At 44.7% G+C, this 23390-nt stretch carries 20 protein-coding genes; 3 read left to right on the top strand and 17 right to left on the bottom strand.

What is annotated here, in order from left to right:
• Positions 1-193 precede the first annotated feature (193 nt).
• From F1644_RS06205 to F1644_RS06170, 8 genes are all read right to left on the bottom strand, one after another.
• The gene (locus F1644_RS06205) at positions 194-1003 is read right to left on the bottom strand and encodes a hypothetical protein (RefSeq protein ID WP_118304824.1); all 810 of its coding nucleotides are present in this window, start codon (positions 1001-1003) and stop codon (positions 194-196) included.
• A gap of 12 nt (positions 1004-1015) precedes the next feature.
• Entirely contained in the window at positions 1016-1711 is a 696-nt protein-coding gene (locus F1644_RS06200) for a hypothetical protein (protein WP_118304823.1), read from the bottom strand.
• Entirely contained in the window at positions 1693-3273 is a 1581-nt protein-coding gene (locus F1644_RS06195; protein ID WP_118594301.1) for a RagB/SusD family nutrient uptake outer membrane protein, read from the bottom strand. The genes F1644_RS06200 and F1644_RS06195 overlap by 19 nt, the downstream gene beginning before the upstream one ends.
• 11 nt (positions 3274-3284) lie before the next feature.
• Positions 3285-6860, bottom strand: a complete 3576-nt coding sequence (locus tag F1644_RS06190) for a SusC/RagA family TonB-linked outer membrane protein (protein ID WP_229782438.1) — start codon at positions 6858-6860, stop codon at positions 3285-3287.
• Between the two features lie 73 nt (positions 6861-6933).
• Positions 6934-8121 (bottom strand): FecR family protein, encoded by a 1188-nt coding sequence (locus tag F1644_RS06185; protein ID WP_158571923.1) that lies wholly within the window; start codon positions 8119-8121, stop codon positions 6934-6936.
• 210 nt (positions 8122-8331) lie between these two features.
• Entirely contained in the window at positions 8332-8883 is a 552-nt protein-coding gene (locus F1644_RS06180) for a hypothetical protein (protein ID WP_087421169.1), read from the bottom strand.
• A gap of 298 nt (positions 8884-9181) precedes the next feature.
• Positions 9182-10750 carry an ATP-binding protein gene (locus tag F1644_RS06175; RefSeq protein WP_118304821.1) on the bottom strand — a complete coding sequence of 523 codons (1569 nt, stop codon included), beginning with the start codon at positions 10748-10750 and terminating at the stop codon, positions 9182-9184.
• Between the two features lie 75 nt (positions 10751-10825).
• Positions 10826-11392, bottom strand: a complete 567-nt coding sequence (locus F1644_RS06170) for an RNA polymerase sigma-70 factor (protein ID WP_118304820.1) — start codon at positions 11390-11392, stop codon at positions 10826-10828.
• Positions 11393-11997: 605 nt separating this feature from the next.
• On the opposite strand from F1644_RS06170, the gene F1644_RS06165 reads away from it, so the two are divergent.
• On the top strand, positions 11998-12774 hold the full coding sequence (locus F1644_RS06165) for a class I SAM-dependent methyltransferase (protein ID WP_118304819.1): 777 nt from the start codon (positions 11998-12000) through the stop codon (positions 12772-12774).
• Entirely contained in the window at positions 12774-13829 is a 1056-nt protein-coding gene (gene rsgA, locus F1644_RS06160; RefSeq protein WP_118304818.1) for a ribosome small subunit-dependent GTPase A, read from the top strand. Before F1644_RS06165 ends, rsgA begins: the two co-directional genes overlap by 1 nt.
• 3 nt (positions 13830-13832) lie before the next feature.
• On the opposite strand, the gene F1644_RS06155 is transcribed toward rsgA, so the two are convergent.
• Positions 13833-15236, bottom strand: coding sequence for a CCA tRNA nucleotidyltransferase (locus tag F1644_RS06155; protein ID WP_118304817.1), 1404 nt, complete (start codon positions 15234-15236; stop codon positions 13833-13835).
• 125 nt (positions 15237-15361) lie between these two features.
• On the opposite strand from F1644_RS06155, the gene F1644_RS06150 reads away from it, so the two are divergent.
• Entirely contained in the window at positions 15362-16015 is a 654-nt protein-coding gene (locus F1644_RS06150) for an HAD family hydrolase (RefSeq protein ID WP_118304859.1), read from the top strand.
• Positions 16016-16173: 158 nt separating this feature from the next.
• On the opposite strand, the gene F1644_RS06145 is transcribed toward F1644_RS06150, so the two are convergent.
• The 8 genes from F1644_RS06145 to der form a co-directional block, all read right to left on the bottom strand.
• Complete coding sequence (locus tag F1644_RS06145; protein ID WP_087421175.1) at positions 16174-16746, bottom strand: electron transport complex protein RnfA; 573 nt, start codon at positions 16744-16746, stop codon at positions 16174-16176.
• A 76-nt stretch (positions 16747-16822) separates the two neighbouring features.
• Positions 16823-17410 carry an RnfABCDGE type electron transport complex subunit E gene (locus F1644_RS06140; RefSeq protein WP_087421176.1) on the bottom strand — a complete coding sequence of 196 codons (588 nt, stop codon included), beginning with the start codon at positions 17408-17410 and terminating at the stop codon, positions 16823-16825.
• Between the two features lie 28 nt (positions 17411-17438).
• Positions 17439-18020 (bottom strand): RnfABCDGE type electron transport complex subunit G, encoded by a 582-nt coding sequence (locus tag F1644_RS06135; RefSeq protein ID WP_168044351.1) that lies wholly within the window; start codon positions 18018-18020, stop codon positions 17439-17441.
• Between the two features lie 69 nt (positions 18021-18089).
• On the bottom strand, positions 18090-19064 hold the full coding sequence (locus F1644_RS06130; RefSeq protein ID WP_118304816.1) for an RnfABCDGE type electron transport complex subunit D: 975 nt from the start codon (positions 19062-19064) through the stop codon (positions 18090-18092).
• Positions 19065-19186: 122 nt separating this feature from the next.
• Positions 19187-20518 (bottom strand): electron transport complex subunit RsxC, encoded by a 1332-nt coding sequence (rsxC, locus tag F1644_RS06125; protein WP_118304815.1) that lies wholly within the window; start codon positions 20516-20518, stop codon positions 19187-19189.
• 133 nt (positions 20519-20651) lie between these two features.
• A complete protein-coding gene (locus tag F1644_RS06120) occupies positions 20652-21515 on the bottom strand; it encodes a Fe-S cluster domain-containing protein (protein WP_118304814.1) in 864 nt (287 codons plus the stop codon).
• A gap of 66 nt (positions 21516-21581) precedes the next feature.
• The gene (locus F1644_RS06115) at positions 21582-21998 is read right to left on the bottom strand and encodes a SoxR reducing system RseC family protein (protein WP_118304857.1); all 417 of its coding nucleotides are present in this window, start codon (positions 21996-21998) and stop codon (positions 21582-21584) included.
• Between the two features lie 74 nt (positions 21999-22072).
• Positions 22073-23380, bottom strand: a complete 1308-nt coding sequence (gene der, locus F1644_RS06110; RefSeq protein WP_087421180.1) for a ribosome biogenesis GTPase Der — start codon at positions 23378-23380, stop codon at positions 22073-22075.
• Between the last annotated feature and the right edge of the window lie 10 nt (positions 23381-23390).

Below are 23390 nucleotides of genomic sequence, written 5' to 3'. Positions count from 1 at the left end.
CTCCCTCTGTTTATAGAGGGAAATCGGCGAGTAAGCGAGAACAGACAGAGAGTTTACTCGTTGTCTGTCGAGCGAGAGCCGATTCGAGACTGCTTGCAGGCTCCATACCCCGAAGGGGGGGAGGGAGTTTGAAAAATGATTTTTGACACCCCCTCACCTCGTGGACTTTATGACTTCACAGAACTTTATCCTGCTATTCTTCAGGCATGGGGATTGGCTCTTCTGCGGGGACCTCTTTCGCTACAATTGTGAAAACATCTTCCAAAATTCGACTTCTTCCCTCGTTCTCTATTTTTAGAGTTATGGTGTAAGTACCTCCCGCAATCTCCGAGTCATATTTCACGCAAACCATTCCCGCTCCCAGTACCTCAACGTTCTCCATGAATTTTGCGATATTCTCTTCCTTCTCTGTTTTTACACGAACAACCGAATAAAGAACAGGTTCTGTGCCTTGCACTCCCTCTATTTTAGAGGAAACCCAAGCAAGTTTATAGTCAACTTTTATTTGGTACTCCTCAATTTGCGTTTTTAATATTTCAGGAGATTCAATGCCCATGTCTTTAGCAAGGTTTTCTTGTTGTTCTTTTAATTCAGCTATGCTCGTTTCTATTTCTGCGAGAATTGGATCATACTTCTCATCCATTTCTTCTTCTATAGCCATTTGTTGATCCATGAGTGCATCAAAATCAGCATCCTCTTCTTCCATGGCATCCCATATCGGCGTCAATCGTTCATCCAATTCCTCGTATTTCTGTTCCTTTGTTTCTTGAAGAGTAGCTTCTTTTTCCTCAAGCTCTTTTTTTAAACTAATATTATTTGAATAGAATGTTGCCAAAATGTTTTCCAATCTTTGTAACTCGTTTTCCGTATTCGTTACAATATACATGGTATCTTTCGCGTACCCTGCTGTCTCGTCGACAACCAGATAGCCGACCGTGACATCCTGACAAGCGGAAAACGACCAGGCAAAGCCCAAAACAATCCAATAAATTAAATTTCTCATTGTTCCGTTGTTTTAGAAGTTAATGATTTTAAAGTCATACCCTAGTGCATGTACCACGCCCGTCGTGGTTTGAATATCGGTAGAGGCGACCCTCCAGTTTTTCCCGGTATTCACCTGCCTCGCGATGTAGAGATTCTTTGCACCCGCGTCTTCAACACCTGCGTAATCTTCCGGTTCCATCCAGATAAAAAGATTACCGGATAATGCGGTGAAAACCTTTCCGCCTGTTTCGACATATTCCGCCCCGTCCGCCGTCTTGAGACGCGTTCCTTGAGGAATATCCTTCAACATGAATCGTTGCTGTATAATTAATTGTTCGAGGACTTTCACGCATTGCTCTTTCGGAATGTCCTTTACCCGATGCCAGTAGTCCTCGGGGCTTACTTCTATCCCGTGTTCTTTATCGTAATCCACTTTGGCATTATGGTCTAGCATGTATCTCACGATGGAGAGATCCGTGATGCCCAAGAACGTGATGTCCTTGTATTGCCCGGAGCCATCGAAGATGGACTTCATCCCGGCGTGTTCGATCATGATTCTCGTGGAATCCCAATCCACGGTTTGTTGCTCGAAATACTCCCACATGCTGCAATCGTGTACCCCGGATGCCACTCCCCCGTCGATGTAGTTGTATTTAGTACAGGAGCACAAGCTGATGAATGCCAACAGTGCGATTCCCTTTAGTGTGTTTAATCTTGTAGATGCCATGACCAGTATGTATTTTGTTTCATTAATGTGTTTTTATTAAATGCGTTTTGACTCACGGGATAATAGAGGGCGCCTTCTTTCACGTCGGATTCCGTCAGCGTTTTGAAATTACCCTCAAGTAATTCCCGGTAATACCCGAACCTCACCACGTCATAGTAGCGACAAGTTTCCCCGAAAAGTTCCCGGTCACGTTCGTTAAAAATCTCTCTCAACAAATCCTCTTTCACGGTAGAACCCACGTATTCCATCAAACCGGCACGTTCGCGAATACGATTCAAGTCCTTCACGGCGTCAGCGTTATCCAAGTGCGCACGACATTCAGCCCGCAACAAGATCAAGTCTGCCAGTCGCCAGTAAACCCGGTTGCCTTCCATGCCTATTAGGGGGCGATCTCCAAGGTTGACATCCGGATTCACCGAGTAGATGGCTTCTCTCCATTTATTCAGGTAAGCAAAGTTCGGGTAGAACCATCTGATCGTGTCTAATTTTTGTTCACTATTCATTTGTGTTACAGGAATCGGTTCGCCCAAGTTCAACCAGTACTCTTTGATACGCGAGTCATTCTCGTCATTATACAATTCCCGCACTTTTGCTACCGAGATCCGAGTTTCCTTCGTGGCATTCTCTATATTCTCGAAATTTGTTGTCGTGTGTGGGTAATTAAACAAAGCAAATCCCGGGTACGAATTCCAAAAAGTTCCTTGGTAATACCGGTCATCATCCTGCCCGTTCATTTCAATGGTATGTATGACCTCGGTCACGTCACGAGCCTTCCCTAATGTCTTGGTAACAAGATCTTTCATGCTCACGAGCGAGTAAGCACCCGCTTTGCCATCGATCACGAGAGAGGCCTGTTCTTCTGCTTTTTCCCAGTATTTATTGTCCCCGTGCAAGCCGCCCATCCACGCGTAGATATTGGCAAGTAACGTGCGGACGGAACCGATGCTGGCAAATTGCCTGCTGGTGACCGCTGCCCCGCTGGCATCCGTCAACTGGTCATATTTCGGTAAGACTAAAGCGGCTTCCGCGGCTCGAAGGGCGTATGCCAGTACAGTGTCCACCGGGCTTTTGGCTTGTGCGCTGGCATCCTCCGTTGCTGGGGCAATCGGTGCCTCGCCCCAGCGACGAGCCAACTCGAAATACATCAATCCCTTGAAAAAGTTCGCTTGGGCAATCCAGTAATTAATCCGTTCCTCGGAAACATTTTGAAAACGGTGACGATTTTCCTCCAGCATGTTAGCAAGATAAATAATACTGTAAAAACCTCCCCAGTTCGTGTAATTTCCCAGGCTGGAAGAATAAGCACTCCATTCCAAATTCCGGAAACCTTTTACACCATCTGCCACGTCATCACAATACATACCCGTCCAGTCAAAAGGCTCCTGCGAGAGGGGAGCAAATATCTTCTTTTCATTTCCGAGGATCGTGATAAAAATATCCTCTATATCCTGTTCGCTCTGGAAATAGTTGCGGTAGGTAACAGAAACCTCAGATTCGACATCCAGCCAGTCGTTACAGGAAAACAGCGGGAAGAATAATACAAGAAATATTAATTTTTTCATAATCATAGACTTTAGAAATTAATGGTCAATCCGACAGTAAATTTCCGCGGTAGCGGGTAAGATTGCAATTGATCTATTCCCGAGGTGATGTCCACGATTTCCGGATCGAGTCCCGAGTAATTCGTGATCAGTAACAGGTTCTCTCCCGTGAGGAATACGCGGGCTCCCGATAAACCGAGTTTTTTAGCAATCCTCTCGTGCAAGTTGTAACCCAACGTGAGTTGTTTCAATCGTAACATATTTACTTTTTCTATGTCCGTGTCGTATTCTCCTGAATACTGGTTTTTTAGCGAGTAGGAAATCAAACGAGGGTAATCCGGGTTTTTGTTGTCAGAACTCGTCCACGCGTTCACTTTACGGATGTCCAGTGTCAAAGGCCCTCCTTCTGTGGAAGGGGTGATCGCCCTGTCATCATACTCCTTGAGAATATGCCTTCCTATTGAATAGGTGAAGAAAATGTTTACATCGAATTGTTTCCACCGGATCTCGTTAATGAATCCACCGTGCGCGAGTGGAAGAGGACTTGCGGCATAATATTGATCCTCCGACGTGATCACCCCATCGTTATTCCTATCGACTAACTTCCGTGTACCCGTGAAAAATATGCCAGCAGTTTCACGAGTCGGTAGTGGATAACCATGCGGCTGGGGATAATAGGTAAGTTCCTCCATCGAATTGTAGTAACCATCCGTCTGGTAAGCTTTGATATTATACAAGGACTTCCCGATGACATTATTCCCAAAATCGAACCCGTCGCTACTTTTCTCGAAACGGTTCCAGTTACGTGAGCCGTTCAGTTTCATCCGCCATTTCACGGCAGTCTCCCGTAAAATATCAGCCGTTAATTCTATTTCCAATCCCTCGTTTGACACGTCGAGCGCGTTCTGCCATTGAAATTGTTGGTAGTTCAAGTCACCCGGTAAATCAAGTCGTTGCAATTGTCCCTCCGTGTACCGGTAATAGTAGTCCAATGTCATCTTGATCCGGTAATTGAGGAAACTCATGTCCAACCCGATGTCATACTGGTCTGTTTTTTCCCAGCTTAATTTCCGGTTCAACAATCCCCCGGTAACATCGGGAGCCATACCTTGTTGCCCGAAAAATTGCACATTCGAGTTACTCATCATCCCGTGGGCAAGATAGGATTGAGTGAATTTCTGTCCGGAACGTCCCCAGCTGGCACGGATTTTTCCGAAACTCAACCAGTAGAAGGGTTTCATGAAAGCCTCGTCCGAGAAAGCCCAACCCACGGCAACAGAAGGGAAAGTAGCCCATCGCACGTCCTCTCCGAACACGGATGATCCGTCCCGCCGAAGGGTGGCCTCCACCATATATTTTTCCTTGTAATTGTAGCGGAAACGCCCGAAATAACTATTCATGCGTTCCTCTTCCAAACTGGATTGAAAGGTGAAGGCAGATGACCAACTTGGATTCGTGTCTTTCTCTGCACCCAACGTGCCATTCAATAACCCGTTGGCATCACCCCATGACCCAGAGGCATAGTGAACGTAATCGTTCGGACCGTCGGTCGCGCTACCTTTGTTTAAATACGATTGATCCTTCTGGAAGGATAAACCTAACAATATATTGAAATGATGATCTTGTTTGATCTTGAAATCATAGGTCAACAAGTTCTCGTTCAGGATAGAAATGCTTTTGGAGATCGTTCCCTTGGTGTAAGAACGATGATAATTCTTGTCCGCCGTGCTGGGCATAAAATTATTCTGGTTTTGCTGGTTATAATCCAGACCACCTGTGACACGCAAGTTCAGACCGCGCATGAACTCGTAGTCCAGCACGAGGTTGTAACGCAACGAATAACTTTGGTTCTTTTCGATATTGGAATTGAGCTCGGTCAACAAATATTTCTCCACGTAGCCGGTACCCGGTAGCAAGGAAGATTGTTTTTGCGGGCTGACTGAAATTCCTTCTACTTTTTGCCCGCTACCTCCTTTTCCTCCCCGGCTGCGGTCACTGTAAGTAAGAGAAATCTGGTTGTTCAACTGAAGACGTTTCGAAGGATTTGCCGACACGTTCGAGATGACATTCACACGTTGGAAATCACTCCCGATCATGATACCTTCCTCCTTGTAAAACCCTGCCCCGATCATGTAGCGCATATTTTCAGTTCCGCCACTGGCTTGTAAATTAGCGTTGTACACGTTTGCCGTGCGATACATATATCGCCACCAGTCCGTGGAGTTATTGTAGAACTCGTTCAAACTGTCCTGCAGTGCATAGGCATTGTTCCCCTTGCTGGCATTCCCGAAGAAATAGTTGAACATGGGAATATTGGAATCTTTATTATAATTGTACACTTCCTCGTAAGACGTGGGAATGACCCATTTACCGTCGTCACCCTGATACGGCTTCACGGAATTGCGCAAAGCATTTATATTATAATGGCGCACCAACTGCCCACCGCTTTGGGTAGGAGTCTCCGGTAACCAAGAGGCCGAGTACGACACGTTTGCCGTGAATTGTGCTTTCCCTGCCCGTCCTTTCTTCGTGGTAATCAAGATCACCCCGTTCCCGGCACGAGACCCGTAGATGGCTGCCGAGGCGGCATCTTTCAGTACCTCGATGGATTCAATCATTGACGGGTCAATATCCGAAAGCGTGTTGGCACCCGTGATGGGTGAACTGAATGCCTGCATCGGCACACCGTCGATCACGTAAAGTGGGGTTCCGTATGCCCGGTCGTCACCTTCAGCGTTGGTGTCACCATCGGCTCCTTGCCCTTTCGTGAAAAAAGAGTTATATCCCCGGATAGCCACGATGGAACCACCGCCACCGGGAGCCCCGGACAGGTTGTTGACTTCCACGCCGGCCATGTGGCCTTGCAACAGGCTCTCCAAGCTATGCGTCGGGAGTTCCTTCATCTCGTCGGCTTTCAACGTGGAAATAGCACTGATCACTGTACGTTTCTTCTGGGAACCGTAAGCGATAACTTGCACTTCATCCAATCCTGATACATCGGGTTGCATTTTCACAATAACCAGTTTCCCGTCGGTATATTTTACTTTTTGAGTTTTGTAACCGATAAAAGAGAAAACCAATATTCCCTTAGGTTGCGGTAGGGGTAACACGAAGTGTCCGGCAGTATCCGTGGCCGTTCCTACTTTTGTGCTATCGAGAAGCACGGTTACTCCCGGCATGGGACGATTATTCTCGTCTAGTACTTTTCCTTCGATCAGGTAAGATTTCTTTTTCTCATCTTTCGCCTTTTCCCGGAAGAGAATGATCGTTTTGTCAAGTACCCGGAACGAGAATCCCGTGTTCTTCAAGCACGTTGTCAATACCTCTTCAATCGAGGCCCCTTTCAGGTCCAGCGTGATGTTCGAGATCTTTTTCACGGCTACATCATCGAAAAAGAAGCTGTACTCCGATTGTGTGCGGATGTTGTTCATCACACTTTCGAGGGTGGCATTCTTCACCTTTAAATCCAGTCGTGTATCTTGTGAATAGGTGGCTGCCGAAAGGTGCATGATGCCGATAAATGTCAAGATAAAGCATAACTTCATAACTCTTACTTGTTTTTGCCATAATCCACCCGAGGAATGGCTGTTTTTGTCCATTTTTTTCATACATTTGTAATGTTTTTAATGAGAACTAGAAAATAGTTTGGGCATTTGATGTTGCGAGCGTCAGATGCCTTTTTTATTTTGCTTGAATAAAAACTGTGCGTTGATTTACTGTAAATGTTACTCGTTCATTTTGTTCGATTATTTTTAGTATGGATTTGAAATCATCGGTTTTGTTCAAATCACCCGTGAACCGGATGTCTTTGGCTTCCGAGGACTGGTAGAAGATACTGAGATCATACCAGCGGGCGAGGATACTGAACAAGTCTTCCAACCGTGCATTTCGGAAAGCGAAACGCCCGTCTTTCCATGCCGTGTAGAGGTACGTGTTCACTTTCTGTTTCGTGAGCTTGGCAGAATTCTTTTCCAGCACTCCCTGTTCACCGGGAATCAGCTTGATTTGTTGTTTGTATTTTTCTGATTGCATGATCACGGAACCGGAAACAAGTGTTGTCTGCACGTCCCGCTCGTCGGGATAAGCCCGGAAGTTGAATTGTGTTCCCAGTACGGATACGCTGGCATGAGTGGAGACAACCGTGAAGGGCTTGTTCTTGTCCGGGGCTACCGTGAAATAGGCCTCCCCGTCAAGGTAAACGATGCGCTTGTCGCCGGTAAACTGCACCGGGTAACGGATTTCCGTTTCGGCGTTTAGCCATACTTCCGTGCCATCGGCAAGCGTCAGGAAATATTCTCCGCCACGAGGAATTTGTAAGGTGTTGAATATAGGGCTTTCTTGTGTGCATAAGCTATCTTTCGGTAGGGTATAGGAGACCTTGTTGTTCATGACGTTCACGATCATCCCGTTTTGTTCCTGTATCGGGGATAACGTGCTATCCGATAACGTGATTCGCTCACCTCCACCCGTGATTAATACTGCCTTGTGTTCTCCCGGCTTGATGACTTCTGAAATAGAGACAATGGCTTGCTGATCATTCTTTTGGAGTAGGAAAATACCTGCTGCCACGATCGGGAGTGTGAGTATTGCTGCGTAACGGATGATCGTTTTCATCCTTCTGTTCTTGCGGGCGCGTTGCCGTTTGGTGATGAAATGTTGATAATCGTTTTTCCAGTTGATTTGTTGGGATTCGACTATTTTTTGTTCCAGACGCTTTCCGTCTTTGAATCCGTCATAAATCTTTTTGTTTCTTGTGGAAACGGATAACCATTCCCTCAAGGTACGTTGTTCTTCATCATTTGCTTTCCCTCTAAGAGACGCTGCGATGATGCGGGCTAACTGAAATATGTTATTCTCTTTTTGACTCATCTTTTCGCTCATTTGGTAGTAAGTCCCCTTGAGCGTAAAAAAGAGTGAGTCAAAAATGAATTATTTTTGAATATATTGCAATATTGTGATTACGGTGATGAATTTTGTTTGGAAAGTTAAAGTTTGTAGGCCCATTTCGTCTAAGAGCTGGAAAGATTTTCTTTAATTAATTGGGGGTGACTCTATATTGTTAGATTTATCTTGTAATTATTATATATTGTGTAAATCATCATAGGTTTCTTTGAACATATTTTCAATTTCTCTTTTCTTTACAGAAACATTTCTCGCTTGGTTATTGATCAATAAGTATGAACTTGCTTGTTCATTAACAAAATGAGAGAATGTTTGTGTACCTATTTTCTTGGACACAATATTTTTGTAAATCCTAAATCTTTGTGTATTTACATGACTTTCTACTTTTAAACTTTTTGTGTCAACAGTTCTTGCTCCGGTAAAAGCAAACGAAACTGTTGATTGTTCTTGTAAAAGTATTGGAATTACTTTTAAACAGGTAATAATTATATTACCAAAATCTCCTTTATTAACTATTTTAGAATATTTAAAATCGCTATGACGAAATTGTTTACAGTAAAATTTAATTGCGTACACATCTAATTCATGATACTCTGCACGTATTATATAAGAATAATGAGTTATCGGAGAGAAAAACTTGTATATTTTTGTATATAGATGCTTGCTTTCATCATTACATTTATCACATTGGATGAATTTTAAATCATATCCATTGTAATCAAATGTCACGGTATCAATAGAGTTGTAACGTTTCTATTTATCTTAGACAAATCCCGTTTAGACAATTTACGAGAAGAGGTTGAACATTCTTTCAACTTTACAGGTTTCACGTCTCGTAATGGAGTCCAATTTAATCTGTCTCCTTTAGAACGCTTTTTTTCGCTACTTGATATATTTGTCATATTTTTCATATTACAAATGTATGAATAAAATAATAGATAGGCAATAGTATGTTTATTATTAATCTTTAAATTGCTATGACGTTTCAAACAAAGTATTCAAAAATCATTTGGATTATGGTTCTCTTTCAGTTGCCTTTAATCTTCCATTCCCCGATATTTCTTTTTTCGGCATTGAAATTAACTCCGACTTTCACGAGTTGTCGGCTGTCTGCCGTGTACGGAATCAAATAACCCCGATCATCGATTTGTTGCAGGGCTTGTTCTGTGCTACCATCTAGTTTGAATTCAAATACGTAGATGTATTTGGGAGTTTTAACCACGGCATCAGCCCGTCCGGTGGCACTACGTACTTCTGCATCTACAAACTGTCCCATGAGTTTGAAAACGAGATAGAACACGACTTGATAATGTCGTTCTGTCTGGGCATTTAACTCGTAGGGGAAATCGGCAAAGAAGGCTCGCAACCGGGTCATGAAAGCATCGATATTACCTTTTTCTAGTTCATCCACGAATTTTCCAATGTAAAATCCTCTTTCTTCACTGGGTAAGGTTGTATAAAAAGGGAGTAAAAAATCGAGAAAACCGTATTTTACTTCTTCGTTTGGGAAACCTAAAATATAGTTTCTAAAGCGTTTATCGTATTCTTTAATCGTCAAGTAGCCGCTTTGATAAATCAACGGAATAGGATTATCGGTATTCATCCGGTATTCCGTGAAAGAAGATGCGGGTGCTTCGATCCCGTCAATTAATAAGCGGAGGTCATAATCACTCTTTTTCAGTAGTTCCACGAGGAATGTCGGGGTACCCGTTTGAAACCAGTAGTTACCGAATTCCAGTTTGTCGAAAGCGTTTAGCACGCTGAAAGGGTTTAACACACCTTCGCCATCCGGATGGAAATGATAACCATCATATTGCCGGATCATTTCGTTCACAATTTCTTCCTCTGTTGATTGGTTTCTTTGTGCCATTTGATGGATTTCCGGTTCAAAAACAGCGGTTAATTCATTCGGTGTAATCCCACACAACGTTGCGTAGGAAAAATCCATACTGATGTCGTTTAGTTGGTTCAAGTCGCTGAACACGCTGACTTGTGAGAACTTGGTAACACCCGTCAAGAACACGAACCGCAGGTATCGGTCGGCACTTTTCAGTACACCGTAAAAAGCCTTCAGAGTCTGCCGATAGTTTTCCGTTAGTTCCGGGTTATTAATGGCTTGCAACAGTGGTTTATCGTATTCGTCTACCAACACTACAACCCCACGTCCTGTTTGTTCATACGCTCGCTGAATGACTCCGGCAAAACGTCTGGAGAGTGTAATTTCGTCTTTCCCTTCCCCGTACATGGTTTCCCATTGTGTGAGATAATTACTCAATATGGCGTGTAATTGTTCCGGGGCATCGTATCTCTCCGCATTCAGATCAAGATGCAGTACGGGATAAATTGTCCAGTCATGTTCCAGTTGCTCAATAGCCAACCCTTTAAATAAATCCTTGCGTCCATTGAAATAGGATTCGAAAGTTGAGAGTAACAAGCTTTTCCCGAAACGCCGCGGACGGCTAAGGAAGTAGGGCTTACCCATGTTGGCAATACGCCATGCTAATGCCGTCTTATCGACATAGAGGTAATTATTGCTGCGAATATCCTCGAAGGTCTGGATTCCGATGGGTAACTTTCTGGTTATGCTGGTATTCATGGTCTTTATGTATTTAGTAACAAAGGTAGAGAATAAATTGTAAACGGGCAAACACAAATAATGGGATGAGGCTGTCTAAAATTCCAGTAAGAAAATGAGAATCCCGACGGGAATAATGTGTTTCAGTTGATCGTAAAGCAACTTTTTTCCGACCTGCTTGTGGGATTTGACGGTTTCGATGTTTAGTTGGAGTTGATAGGCAATCTCTTGATTGCTTTTACCTTCTAAAACAAGCAAGTACACTTTTTGGCATTGTTCCGGTAAGTTCTGAATGGCTTTTATCAAGAGAGCGTAAACCTCTTCTTCAAGAACACGTTCTTCGTAAGTTTTGGTTTCATCCGGAGCCTCGCTTTGCATATATTTCTGGTAGCGTCTTTTTACCTCTTCGTGGCGGAGATATTTCAGGCATTTGTGCCTGACCGTACCGTATAGATAGGCTTTTAGATTATCCACGTCATTGAATGTCTCTTGGGATTCGATTAACGAGAGAAACACTTCCTGCACAACATCTTTGTCCGTGTCCAAGTCGGGAATATAGCCTTCTGCGAATAACACCAAGGGCGTGTAGTGCTGTTCGAAAAGTTCCCGAATGACTTTTTCGTCATAGATGGAACTAGAATTTAAAGGTGTTATTGTTGCCACGTGTTATTATTTTGCCGATATGAACGTGAATCTTTTTATTTATTCGTTGCAAATATAAACTAAATTGGGATATTTACAAAATATTGAATGCGTTTCTGCAACGGTTTCTGCTAGGCCGTATCATTAAAATTGCACTGGGACTACCTTCGTGTTAGGCTATCCTCATTTTACTTTTTCTTAATAGTTTCCTGATAGTTCATTTAGACTACGGAGCATTCCTCTTGCATTCTTGTTCGATAAAATTGATTTTCGATACGATTATATTTGCCGGATGGCTCGGTCGTGTAGTATATTTATTCATTGGAGAGATATGCTTGAGCGACAGTGTACGTATGACGAGGGGATGACCAACTTATACGGAAATAGCGACAATTATTTTCAAATGAATAAAATATGTGTATCTTTACATCATGTTAAAAACTAGATTACAATCGGATTTGGTGTAATAAACAATCTGTATTTCTGATACAGGTTGTCCCTTCGCTTGCTTTCGGAAAGCTCTTTCCGGGGGTAATTTCTCTATTATTATAATTTGAATTTTTAATCCGTGTACAACGAGGAATGTAGAATTATGCTTTCACGTGTATGCTTTATATTGATCAATCATGAGTAACGAAAATAATACCATTCTTGGAATCGACGTTAATTTAATTTGCGAATTCTTCTTGAATACAGAACGGCAGGGGCCCGGAAGTCCCGAAGTAACGCTTAAAGCGTTAAGCTTTATAGACCATCTTACGGATCATTCCCGGATTGCAGACTTGGGATGCGGGACGGGAGGACAGACGATGACGCTGGCACGGTACGCTCCGGGGCAGATTACAGGACTCGACTTTTTTCCGGGATTCGTGGAGCGTTTTAATCATAACGCTAGGGAGTTGAATCTCCAGGAACGGGTGAAAGGCATTGTCGGTTCAATGGATGCGTTGCCTTTCGGGGAGGAAGAATTAGACTTGATCTGGTCGGAAGGTGCTATTTATAATATCGGTTTTGAACGAGGATTGAACGAGTGGCGCAAATATCTGAAGACGGGAGGATATGTTGCTGTTTCCGAGAGTTCGTGGTTTACCGAAGAACGTCCGGCAGAGATCCATGATTTTTGGATGTCCGTTTACGCGGAGATCGACACGATACCCAATAAAGTTGCCCAGATTCAGAAGGCGGGGTATATCCCCGTGGCGACTTTTATCCTGCCGGAGTATTGCTGGACGGAGAACTATTTTACCCCGTTAGTTAAAGCTCGGGAGATATTCAGCCGGAAATATGCCGGGAATAAAACAGTCGAGGAACTAATAAGTTTTCAGCATCACGAGGCTGAACTATACCGTAAGTACAAGGAGTTTTACGGTTATGTATTTTATATCGCTAAAAAAATGAAGTAATGATAGATTTAAATTATTATGGTTGGAATGATAAGTTAAACCAACTGAAACAGGAATCGACGTATGGAACTCTCACGCATGGGCGTGTCGCTATTGTACACCGGACGTGTTACGAGGTGGTTGCCGGGAGCGGAGTGTTCCGGTGCGAGTTGACAGGAAACATGATGTACGGGAAGTCGGATTTCGAATTACCCTGTACCGGGGATTGGGTGATCTTTCAGCCGTTTGATGAGGGGATGGGGATTATTGTGGATATGTTGCCTCGGTCACGTACTTTGTGTCGTAGGGAAACCGGAACGGTTGCCGAAAAACAAGCCATAGCGGCTCATGTTGACAAAGCCTTTATTGTGCAAAGTCTGGATGATAATTTCAATGTCCGTCGTGCCGAGCGCTTTATGGTTCAGATGTGGGAAGAAAATATTACTCCTGTACTAGTACTTAATAAAGCCGACTTGGGTTTTGATCAACAAAAAGTGGAAGAACAAATACGGCACGTTACCCGGCAGATTCCGGTGTTTTACACGAGTATTCACGAGTCTCGGACGATTTTTCATTTAAGGGAATTTATCGCAGTGGGGGAGACGGTCGTGTTTGTCGGTTCTTCGGGTGTCGGGAAAAGTTCTCTGGTGAATGCACTTTGCGAGAAATCCGTGTTACTCACGTCCGGAATAAGTCAATCCACGGGAAAGGGGCGCCATACTTCGACCCGTCGGGAGATGGTGTTGATGGATGGAGGCGGTGTCTTGATTGATACTCCTGGGGTTCGGGAATTCGGTCTCGCAGTTGATGATCCCGGTGCGCTTGATGAGATACTGGAGATTGCTGACTACGCACAATCGTGTCGTTTCAAGGATTGCGAGCATATCAATGAACCGGGTTGTGCTGTGTTGGATGCGGTGAGTCGTGGCATACTAGATCGTCAGGTTTACGAGAGTTATTTGAAACTTAGACGGGAAACGTGGCATTTCTCTGCCTCCGAACATGAGAAACGGAAAAAAGAGAAATCTTTCACGAAACTCGTGGATGAAGTGAAGAAGCGCAAGGATCATTTCTGATCCCTATTCACCTTTTTTCTGAATCCCTAGTTCTGCCGCTACTTGGAACATGTATTCCCGGGCCTCAGTGGGATTATTGCTGATTATGCCATCAAGGATAGCCTCTTTGATGGCATTTTTAATATCCCCGATTGCCTTGCAGGGTGGGAGTTGAAATGTTTCCATGATTTCTTCCCCGCTGACGGGAGGTTGGAAATTCCGGATCGCATCCTTCTCTTCGACTTCTTTCAATTTCTGGCGCACGATCTGGAAGTTTGCAAGGAATCGACGAACTTTCTCTTCATTTTTGGACGTGATGTCCGCCTCGGCAAGTGTCATCAGGTCGTCGATGTCGTCACCCGCATCAAAAAGGAGGCGACGCACGGCAGAATCTGTCACGGTGTCTTCCGAGAGAACGATTGGGCGCATGTGGAGGCCGACCAGTTTTTGCACGTATTTCATCTTTTCATTCTGGGGGAGTTTCAGGCGGTTGAATAATCTTCCGACCATACGTTCGCCCACGTGATTGTGGCCGTAAAAAGTCCAGCCTTGTCCCGGAATGAATTTTTTGGTGACCGGTTTGGCTATGTCATGCAGTAAGGCTGCCCAGCGTAACCACAGGTTGTCGGAAACACGGCTTACCGAGTCCACGACCGTCAGAGTGTGGTAAAAGTTATCTTTATGCCCGATGCCGTCCACGTGTTCCACGCCTTTTAAAGCGGATAGTTCCGGGAAGAAGACACTCAACAGGCCGGATTGTTCCAGTAATTTTAATCCCACGGAAGGTTTCGGTGAGGCCATGATCTTGTTAAACTCGTCCATGATGCGCTCTTTGGAGACGATTTTCAACCGATCCCGATTAGCGTTGATACTTTCAAATGTCACGGGTTCGATCGTGAAATTCAATTGTGAAGCAAAACGGACGGCCCGCATCATACGCAAGGGATCATCGGAAAACGTGATGATCGGATCAAGGGGTGTTTTTAATATCCCGTTCTCCAAATCCTGAAGCCCCCCGAACGGGTCAACAAGTGTCCCGTAGTTCTCTTGGTTCAAGGATATGGCCAAAGCGTTGATCGTGAAATCACGCCGTTTCTGGTCGTCGTCGATGGTGCCTTCTTCGACGACGGGTTTACGGGAATCGAGATGGTAGGATTCCTTGCGGGCTCCCACGAATTCAATCTCTACCCCTTTATAGCGGAACATGGCCGTTCCGAAATTTTTAAACACGGAAACCGTTAAGTCTCCGAGTTGTTTGGCAGCCGTCTCAGCCAATTCGATCCCGCTCCCCAACACGACAATATCAATGTCTTTGGAGGGACGGTGTAATATCAGGTCGCGCACGTATCCCCCGATAACGTAAATTTCCAACCCTTTCTCTGCTGCGATTCCGGATAATATCTTAAAAATAGGATGAGTTAACTGCATATTCTTTATTTTGGTTGCAAAATTATCAAGTTATCCCGTACAGACCAAATAAATTGTTTCGGATTTGTCCGGATTACCCTTTTTTCGATATTTTTGTGACCTATGTATTATTGAGATTAAAGATTATGGATAGAGAGCGACGATTAGCGGCATTATTCGATATGGACGGAGTGGTGCTTGACACGGAAGGGCAGTACGATAATTTTTGGCGGGAACAGGGAAGACGTTACCATCCGGATAAACCGGAATTTCATAAGATGATCAAGGGGCAAACGACGGAATTGATTCTGAAGAATTATTTCAAGGGAAATGTTGCTTTGCAACAACAGATTTCACGGGAACTTGACGAGTTCGAGAGCCGGATGGATTTCCCCTACTTCCCCGGTGTGGAGCTTTTTATCCGGACGTTACAGAAACATGGGGTGAGAACTGCGCTGGTTACCAGTTCAAACAATAAGAAGATGGCTCATGTGCTAATGGCCCATCCGGAGTTTACCGAGTTATTTGAACGTGTGATTACGGCAGATAAGATTACCCGGTCTAAACCCGATCCGGAGTGTTATTTGCTGGCAGCACGGGAGTTGCAGATGGAAGTGGATGTCTGCTGTGTCTTCGAAGACTCTTTTTCCGGGATCGAGGCCGGACGACGTGCGGGAATGAAAGTTGTCGGTCTGGCAACCACGAATCCGAGAGAGAAGATACAGGATAAAGTCGATTGGGTGCTTTCTGATTTCACGGGATGCGTGTATGACGAGTTTATCGGCTTAATGGAAAGGTGAGTCGAAAGTTTGTAAAGTTCATAAAGTCCATAAGGTTCATAAAGTGACGGGTGTCCTTCGGATAATATTGAACGGCAACTCAGAATTGCCGTTGACAAAGTACCTGCAAGGGTCCAAGGACCTTATAGACTTTATAAACCTTATGAACTTTTGACCCATTACACGATCCCCGAAAATCCCATGAATGCCATGGCCAGCAATCCGGCTGTAACCAGTGCGATGGGGGTTCCTTTCATGCCTTGAGGAATGGAGGATAGTTCCAGTTGTTCCCGAATTCCGGCAAAGATGGTTAAAGCTAACCCGAAACCTAATGCAGTTGAGGCTGCAAACACGACGGATTCCAGTAAGTTATAATCTTTTTGAATCACCATGATGGCTACACCAAGTACGGCACAGTTTGTCGTGATCAAGGGTAAGAAAACTCCTAATGCTTGATAAAGTGACGGACTTACCTTCTTCAGAATGATTTCCACCATCTGAACGAGGGCGGCAATGATCAAGATAAACACGATGGTTTGCATGAATCCGATGCCGAACGGGTCAAGTACGGTTTTCTGTACGATAAATGTTACCATGGTGGCCAGAATCATCACGAACGTAACGGCTCCTGTCATACCGAGTGCCGTGGGTACGCTCTTGGAAACCCCTAGGAACGGGCAGATTCCCAAGAATTGTGCCAACACGATGTTGTTGACAAATACGGCGGCTATAAATATAAAAACGTATTCCATGTTTCTAATTTTAGATTTTAAATTTTAGATTTTAGATTGCTTTTTCAATTTACAATTTACAATCTAAAATTTACAATTAGTTGGTTTTTCTTATTCTGTTGATGAATGCGATCAGGTAACCCAAAGCGATAAACGCTCCCGGAGCCAGAACGAAAACGAGCATTCCGTAATTTTCATTGTAAAGGGTCATGTTGAAGAACTTCCCACTACCCAGAATCTCACGGATAGAACCTAATATCGTTAATGCCATTGCGAAACCAAGGCCGATACCCAAACCGTCCAGCATGGAAGGAATGGCTTTGTTTTTGGATGCGAATGATTCAGCTCGTCCCAGCACGATACAGTTCACTACGATCAACGGAATGAATAATCCCAAAGATTCGTGCAAGCTCGGCAGGTAAGCTGCCATACACATATCGACCACGGTAACGAATGCAGCGATGATCACGATAAAACCGGGAATTCGGATTTTGTCGGGAATCAGGTTTGCCACGAGCGAGATGGCCAGGTTGGATAGTACCAGAACGAAAGCCGTGGCTAAGCCCATCCCCAAGCCGTTAATGGCAGAGGTGGTGACTCCCAGCGTGGGACACATCCCGAGCAGGAGTACGAAGGTCGGATTTTCCTTGAAGAACCCTTTGGTAAAAGTTTGCCAGTTGTTCATATCTTTATTCTTTCATTGATTTTACGTGTTATTTTGCGGATTCTGCCAATGCTTTTGCCGCCCGGTTTACTGCATCCAGGAAAGCTCTGGATGAAATCGTGGCGGCCGTGATGGCATCCACGTTTCCGCCGTCCTTTGAAACCTGAAGTCCTTGCGCACCCGGAGTTTTTCCGGTAATATCACCTTTGGCACCTTTCACGAACCAGGTGTCCATTTTGGAACCCAATCCCGGGGTTTCTTTGTGGCTTAGCACGGAGTAGTTATATATACTTCCGTCTGGGGTGAATCCTACCATAAGTTCAATAAGCCCGCCAAACCCGTTATTTGTGAACGTTTTAATGGCTGCCCCCACGAGTTGCCCGTTTGCTTTAGCCGGATAGAATTCTAATTCCCCTCCATCTGCTTTCACGATCTGTTTTTCCGTCATCGGGTCATTATCGAAAGCGGGAACCACGGCACGAATGGCCTGTACTTGTTTTTCAATTTTTACTTTTTCAATTAACCCGGACGTGAGTGAGTTCACGACTCCCACTGCGGCTGAGGAAACCAGTGTTACCAAGAATAACACCAGTACCATATTCTTAAAGCTTGATTCTAATTTCTTTCCCATTAGTTTAAATTTTAGATTTTAAATTTTAAATTCCATTTGTAAGCAATTTGCAATCTACAATTAGTAAATTTAAAATCGTCGGGGTTTACAATATCTGTTTATCAGCGGTGTGAATCCGTTCATGATCAGGATGGCGAAAGACATACCTTCCGGGTAAGCCCCGAATACACGGATGATTACGGTCAACAACCCGATACCAACACCGTAAATAAGCATCCCTTTATGTGTCATGGGAGAGGTTACGTAATCCGTGGCCATAAAGATGGCTCCCAACATCAAACCTCCTGTAAAGAGATGGAAAACCGGACCGGCAAATTGTGCCGGATCAGCTAGGTTCAGAATCCCGGAGAATACGATAACCGTGGCGAAAATAGCCACCGGGATGTGCCAACTGATGATCTTTCGGATCAGCATATAAGCGAATCCTAATAAAAGTCCGATAGCGGCAACTTCTCCCAAACTACCCCCCATGTTACCGAGAATCAAGTTACCGGTAGAGAATCCGGCTGAAGAGAGTGCATCTCCAACGGCTTGTCCGTTCTTAACAGCCTCTTTCACGAGTGCCAAGGGAGTAGCCCCGGTTACTGCATCAGCCGTGGCGAATCCGTTCGGTACAGGCCAAGTGGTCATTTGTACCGGGAACGAGATCAACAGGAAAACACGACCCACGAGAGCTGGGTTGAAAATATTGTTTCCTAATCCTCCGAAACTCATCTTGCCGATACCGATGGCGACCAATGCCCCGATGACCACGATCCACAAGGGAAGAGACGAGGGAAGGTTAAATGCCAGCAATACTCCCGTGATGATGGCTGACCCGTCCCATATCGTGGGACGTTGTTTCATGAGGTATTTTTGAATAACGTATTCGAATACAAGGCAGGCAACTACCGAGGTGAGGGTTACCAGAATGGCTCCCAACCCGAAAAATACGATAGAAAAGATAAACGTCGGTACTAATGCGATAAGCACGCCGTACATGTTTTTTTCTATCGAATCCCCGCCGTGAACGTGGGGGGAGGGGGATATGGTGAAATTACTCATATTTTTTTATTTAGTGATTTAGTGGTTTCCGATTGTGTGATTTCCACCCACGAGTCAACGCTTGTTAATCATTAAATCATTTAATCGGCAATCTCTGAATCGATTCATTCTAAATTAATTTTTTATTTTTTTCTCGACCGGATCATTTGACCTGTTCTGGCTTTTCCCAGACGGATCACGTCAAGCAACGGACGGTTTGCCGGACAGGTAAAACTACATGAACCACATTCGATGCAATCCATGACCTTTTCTGATTCCAGCATTTCCAGCTTGTTGTGTTCTCCAAGTAACATCAAATAATAGGGTTCCAATCCCATGGGACACACACTAACGCATTTCGAACAGCGGATGCAGTTCCGATACTCTTTGCGGGCAGATTCTTCCTGACGCATAAGTAAGATGCCACTCGTGCCTTTCGTGACGGGAATGTTCGTGTTAGTTAGTGCTTTTCCCATCATGGGACCTCCTCCAATCACTTTACCCGTGTCTTCGGGTAATCCCCCGGCAGCCTCGATCAGTTGTGAGATCGGGGTCCCGATGCGGCAAAGGTAATTACCCGGTTCTTTTAAAGATTTTCCGGTAACCGTGACTACTCGTTCGAACAAGGGCTTATGTTTCATGACAGCCTCGTACACGGCATACACGGTGCCCACGTTCTGCACCACAGCCCCAACGGCAATGGGGAGTCCGCCCGATGGAACGAATTTTCCGGTGGTGGCTTGTATCAATTGTTTCTCACCTCCTTGCGGGTATTGTATCTTTAACGGGCATATCTCGATTCCGTCCGCCAGTCTGGCTAGTTTATCCAGTTCTTCAATGGCGTCTCGTTTATTGTTTTCGATTCCCACGATCGTGCGTTTCACGCCGAGGGCTTTCATGATAAGTTGTATACCAATGATCAACTCTTTCCCGTGTTCCAGCATCAAGCGATGGTCTGCCGTGAGGTAAGGCTCACATTCCACACCGTTGATGATAAGTACTTCGGCAGTACTTCCGGGAGGAGGCGATAGTTTCACCTGTGTCGGGAAGGTGGCACCACCCATACCGACGATTCCTGCTGCACTGATAGCTGCCAGAATCTCTTCTTTCGTGAATGTGCTAGGTTGTTTGTTGATGGGATCTTTTAGAATATTTTCATCCCATTCGTCACCTTCAACTTTAATGGTTACAGCCGGGCGGGGGTAACCGCTGGCGTCGATCACCGGATCAAGTGACATAATGGTTCCGGACACGGAACTATGAATGTTTGCCGATATAAAGCCGGCAGCCTGACCGATGATTTGTCCTACTTTTACTTGATCTCCTTTTTTCACCGTGGGAACGGCAGGAGCCCCGATATGTTGTGATAAGGGTATGGTTACTTGTTCGGGGAGGGGAAGGGTGATAATTTCCCCTTGTGCTGATAATTTATTTTCTGGTGGGTGAACTCCCCCAATTTTAAATGTCTTAAGCACGGTGTATTAGTTTTAGGTTTTAAATTGAATGATTCTGTGATTTCGTGATTTTAGATCCTATCGATTAAATGATTTAATGATTTTCGATTAAGTGATTTTAATCACCCAATCATTGAATCGGCAATCACTAAATTTATTCGTTTTTCGCTTCTACTTCAGTTGGTTCGGTGATTTTCCGGGGAGGAAAATTAACTTCGTGGATCGCGTGTGTCGGGCAAGCACTGACACATTTCCGGCAAAGTTTACATTTTCGGAAATCAATGTATGCCAAGTTGTTCTCTAGGGTGATGGCCTCAAAAGGACATTCTTTCACGCATTTTCCACATCCGATGCAGGCTGCTGTACAAGCTTTGCGAGCAATGTTCCCCTTGTCTTTGTTCACGCAGCAAACAAAAACTCGCCGATCTTTCACTCCTTTGTTTCGTAACTCGATGATGTTTCTCGGACAGGCCTTCACGCAGGCTCCACACGCTACGCACTTCTCCTCGGAAACGACCGGGAGACCGTTCTCGTCCATGTGAATGGCATCGAACGGACAGGCTGTTACGCAATCCCCGCAACCCAGACAACCGAAAGTACAATCGGTTTCACCCCGGTAAAGGGAATGCTCGATGGCGCATGATTTGTAACCGTCATATTGACTGGTACGTTGACGATGGTCACACGTGCCGTTGCATCTTACCACCGCGATTTGCGGGGTTTGTACCGTTACTTCCATGCCTAAGGCAGCGGCAACTTTCGTCATGGTTTCCGCCCCTCCAACCGGACAAAACAGTCCATCTAAAGAAGTAGCCTTTACCGTGGCTTCCGCAAATCCCCTACACCCGGGTTTGCCACATCCTCCGCAATTTGCTCCCGGCAGGATGCTTTCCACGGTATCAATTCTAGGGTCTTCCTCGACCTTGAATTTTTGCGCGACAAAATAGAGAATCACGGCAGACGCGATCCCAATAGCGCACAAAGAAATAATGGTGTAAATAATGGTAGTAGTCATCATAAAGGTGTTTGTTTTGTCTCCTCTAGTTTGTTATAACGCCCGTAAAGTTATTATTTTTTTTCTAGGTTATGCTATTTTAACCTTGAATTTTATTTTTTGGGCAAACTTGTTTCTTAGTAAATACAAGCAAATAAAGTAGGCCGATATTGCAATCAGGGATAATGTAGCGGCCATAACTTCACTGACTCCAGCAAGGATAAGCAAGGTCAAAATAACGATAATTAAAACGGAAGGAACAATGTATGCCAACAGCACGGAAAGCATGGCATTTTGAGTACTAGCACTGACGATTACTTTGTCTCCTATTTTGACGTCTTCATTCGGTTTTTCTGCCGTGATGCTCTTTAAGGCCATTTCCGACATACCACAAGCTCCTTTGGCATGACATCCCGCACAGGCTGTTTGGCTTTGTATGGTTACTATAATAAAGGTATCAGCTACCTGTGTCACGACTCCATCATGTTCTATTGTATTTTTTGCCATAATATGATTCTTAGAATAGAGCAAATATAATGATAAAATAAAAACCATCCTGCAGCGAGGATGGTTTTCATTTTTTATTTTTTACGCATAAAAATTTGAATCGGTACACCCGTGAACTTCCAGTGTTCCCGGATTTTGTTTTCCAGAAAACGCTTGTAAGGTTCTTTCACGTATTGCGGTAAGTTGCAATAAAATGCGAAAGTTGGGGTTTTCGATGGTAGTTGTGTCACGTATTTTATGCGGATATATTTTCCTTTCAAGCTGGGGGGAGGGAAGTTTTCGATCTCTTCCAGCATGATGCGGTTCAGTTCGGATGTTTTCAGTTTTTGTTTCCGGTTTTCGTAGGTCTGGATGGCTGATTCAAGCGCTTTCAACAGACGTTGTTTCGTGAGAGCCGAGGTGAAAATGATCTCCACGTCGTTGAAGGGGGCCATTTTTGCCCGCAGTTCTTTCTCGAAATTGATTGTCGTTTTGTTATCTTTCTCGATCAAGTCCCACTTGTTCACGAGGACTACCACGCCTTTCTGGTTACGCTCGATGAGGTGGAATATGTTCAAGTCCTGAGATTCCATTCCCCGGGTAGCATCAATCAGTAGCATACACACGTCACTGTCTTCGATGGCACGCACGGAACGCATCACGGAATAGAATTCCACGTCTTCATTGACTTTTGCTTTCTTGCGTAATCCTGCGGTGTCTACCAGCAAGAAGTCGTGTCCGAAACGATTGTAGCGGGTGGTGATCGTATCGCGAGTTGTTCCGGCAATATCGGTTACGATATTACGTTCTTCCCCGATAAGGGCGTTGATCGTGGAGGATTTTCCCACGTTAGGGCGTCCCACGATAGCGATCTTGGGAAGTTCTTCCATGTCTTCGAGCGGGTCGGTGGTGAAGTGTGAAACCAGCTTGTCAAGTAGTTCTCCTGTTCCCGAACCGTTGATGGATGCTATGGGGAAAATCTCTTCTCCGACTCCCAGTTTATAGAATTCGTGGACATCGTAGAGACGTTCTCCGTTATCTACTTTGTTTGCCACGAGATAGATGGGCTTGTTGACTTTCCGAAGCATACGGGCGAAGCTATGGTCCAGATCGGTAATACCGAGTTCCACGTCGCAGACGAACAGGATCACGTCGGCCTCGTCCATGGCGAGTAATACCTGTTTGTTGATCTCCTCCTCGAAGATGTCCGAACTGTTGGAAACGTATCCTCCAGTGTCAATTACCGAGAATTCTTTGCCGTTCCACTCTGATTTTCCGTAATTCCGGTCACGGGTCACCCCGCTTTCCTCGTTTACGATGGCTTTCCGGCCACCGACCAAACGATTGAAAAGTGTTGATTTTCCCACGTTGGGACGTCCTACTATTGCAACAATATTACTCATTGGAAAGATA

The organism is Butyricimonas paravirosa (genome assembly GCF_032878955.1).
Taxonomy (GTDB): domain Bacteria; phylum Bacteroidota; class Bacteroidia; order Bacteroidales; family Marinifilaceae; genus Butyricimonas; species Butyricimonas paravirosa.
The sequence above is the reverse complement of the archived record's forward strand: the minus strand, read 5'-3'. Positions and strand labels throughout refer to the sequence as shown.

Excerpts from the sequence above, each read along its gene's own strand:
- F1644_RS06205 (WP_118304824.1), bottom strand. The coding sequence starts at position 1,003 with ATGAGAAATTTAATTTATTGGATTGTTTTGGGCTTTGCCTGGTCGTTT.
- F1644_RS06200 (WP_118304823.1), bottom strand. The coding sequence starts at position 1,711 with ATGGCATCTACAAGATTAAACACACTAAAGGGAATCGCACTGTTGGCA.
- F1644_RS06195 (WP_118594301.1), bottom strand. The coding sequence starts at position 3,273 with ATGAAAAAATTAATATTTCTTGTATTATTCTTCCCGCTGTTTTCCTGT.
- F1644_RS06190 (WP_229782438.1), bottom strand. The coding sequence starts at position 6,860 with ATGAAAAAAATGGACAAAAACAGCCATTCCTCGGGTGGATTATGGCAA.
- F1644_RS06185 (WP_158571923.1), bottom strand. The coding sequence starts at position 8,121 with ATGAGTCAAAAAGAGAATAACATATTTCAGTTAGCCCGCATCATCGCA.
- F1644_RS06175 (WP_118304821.1), bottom strand. The coding sequence starts at position 10,750 with ATGAATACCAGCATAACCAGAAAGTTACCCATCGGAATCCAGACCTTC.
- F1644_RS06165 (WP_118304819.1), top strand. The coding sequence starts at position 11,998 with ATGAGTAACGAAAATAATACCATTCTTGGAATCGACGTTAATTTAATT.
- rsgA (WP_118304818.1), top strand. The coding sequence starts at position 12,774 with ATGATAGATTTAAATTATTATGGTTGGAATGATAAGTTAAACCAACTG.
- F1644_RS06155 (WP_118304817.1), bottom strand. The coding sequence starts at position 15,236 with ATGCAGTTAACTCATCCTATTTTTAAGATATTATCCGGAATCGCAGCA.
- F1644_RS06150 (WP_118304859.1), top strand. The coding sequence starts at position 15,362 with ATGGATAGAGAGCGACGATTAGCGGCATTATTCGATATGGACGGAGTG.
- F1644_RS06145 (WP_087421175.1), bottom strand. The coding sequence starts at position 16,746 with ATGGAATACGTTTTTATATTTATAGCCGCCGTATTTGTCAACAACATC.
- F1644_RS06140 (WP_087421176.1), bottom strand. The coding sequence starts at position 17,410 with ATGAACAACTGGCAAACTTTTACCAAAGGGTTCTTCAAGGAAAATCCG.
- F1644_RS06135 (WP_168044351.1), bottom strand. The coding sequence starts at position 18,020 with ATGGGAAAGAAATTAGAATCAAGCTTTAAGAATATGGTACTGGTGTTA.
- F1644_RS06130 (WP_118304816.1), bottom strand. The coding sequence starts at position 19,064 with ATGAGTAATTTCACCATATCCCCCTCCCCCCACGTTCACGGCGGGGAT.
- F1644_RS06120 (WP_118304814.1), bottom strand. The coding sequence starts at position 21,515 with ATGATGACTACTACCATTATTTACACCATTATTTCTTTGTGCGCTATT.
- F1644_RS06115 (WP_118304857.1), bottom strand. The coding sequence starts at position 21,998 with ATGGCAAAAAATACAATAGAACATGATGGAGTCGTGACACAGGTAGCT.
- der (WP_087421180.1), bottom strand. The coding sequence starts at position 23,380 with ATGAGTAATATTGTTGCAATAGTAGGACGTCCCAACGTGGGAAAATCA.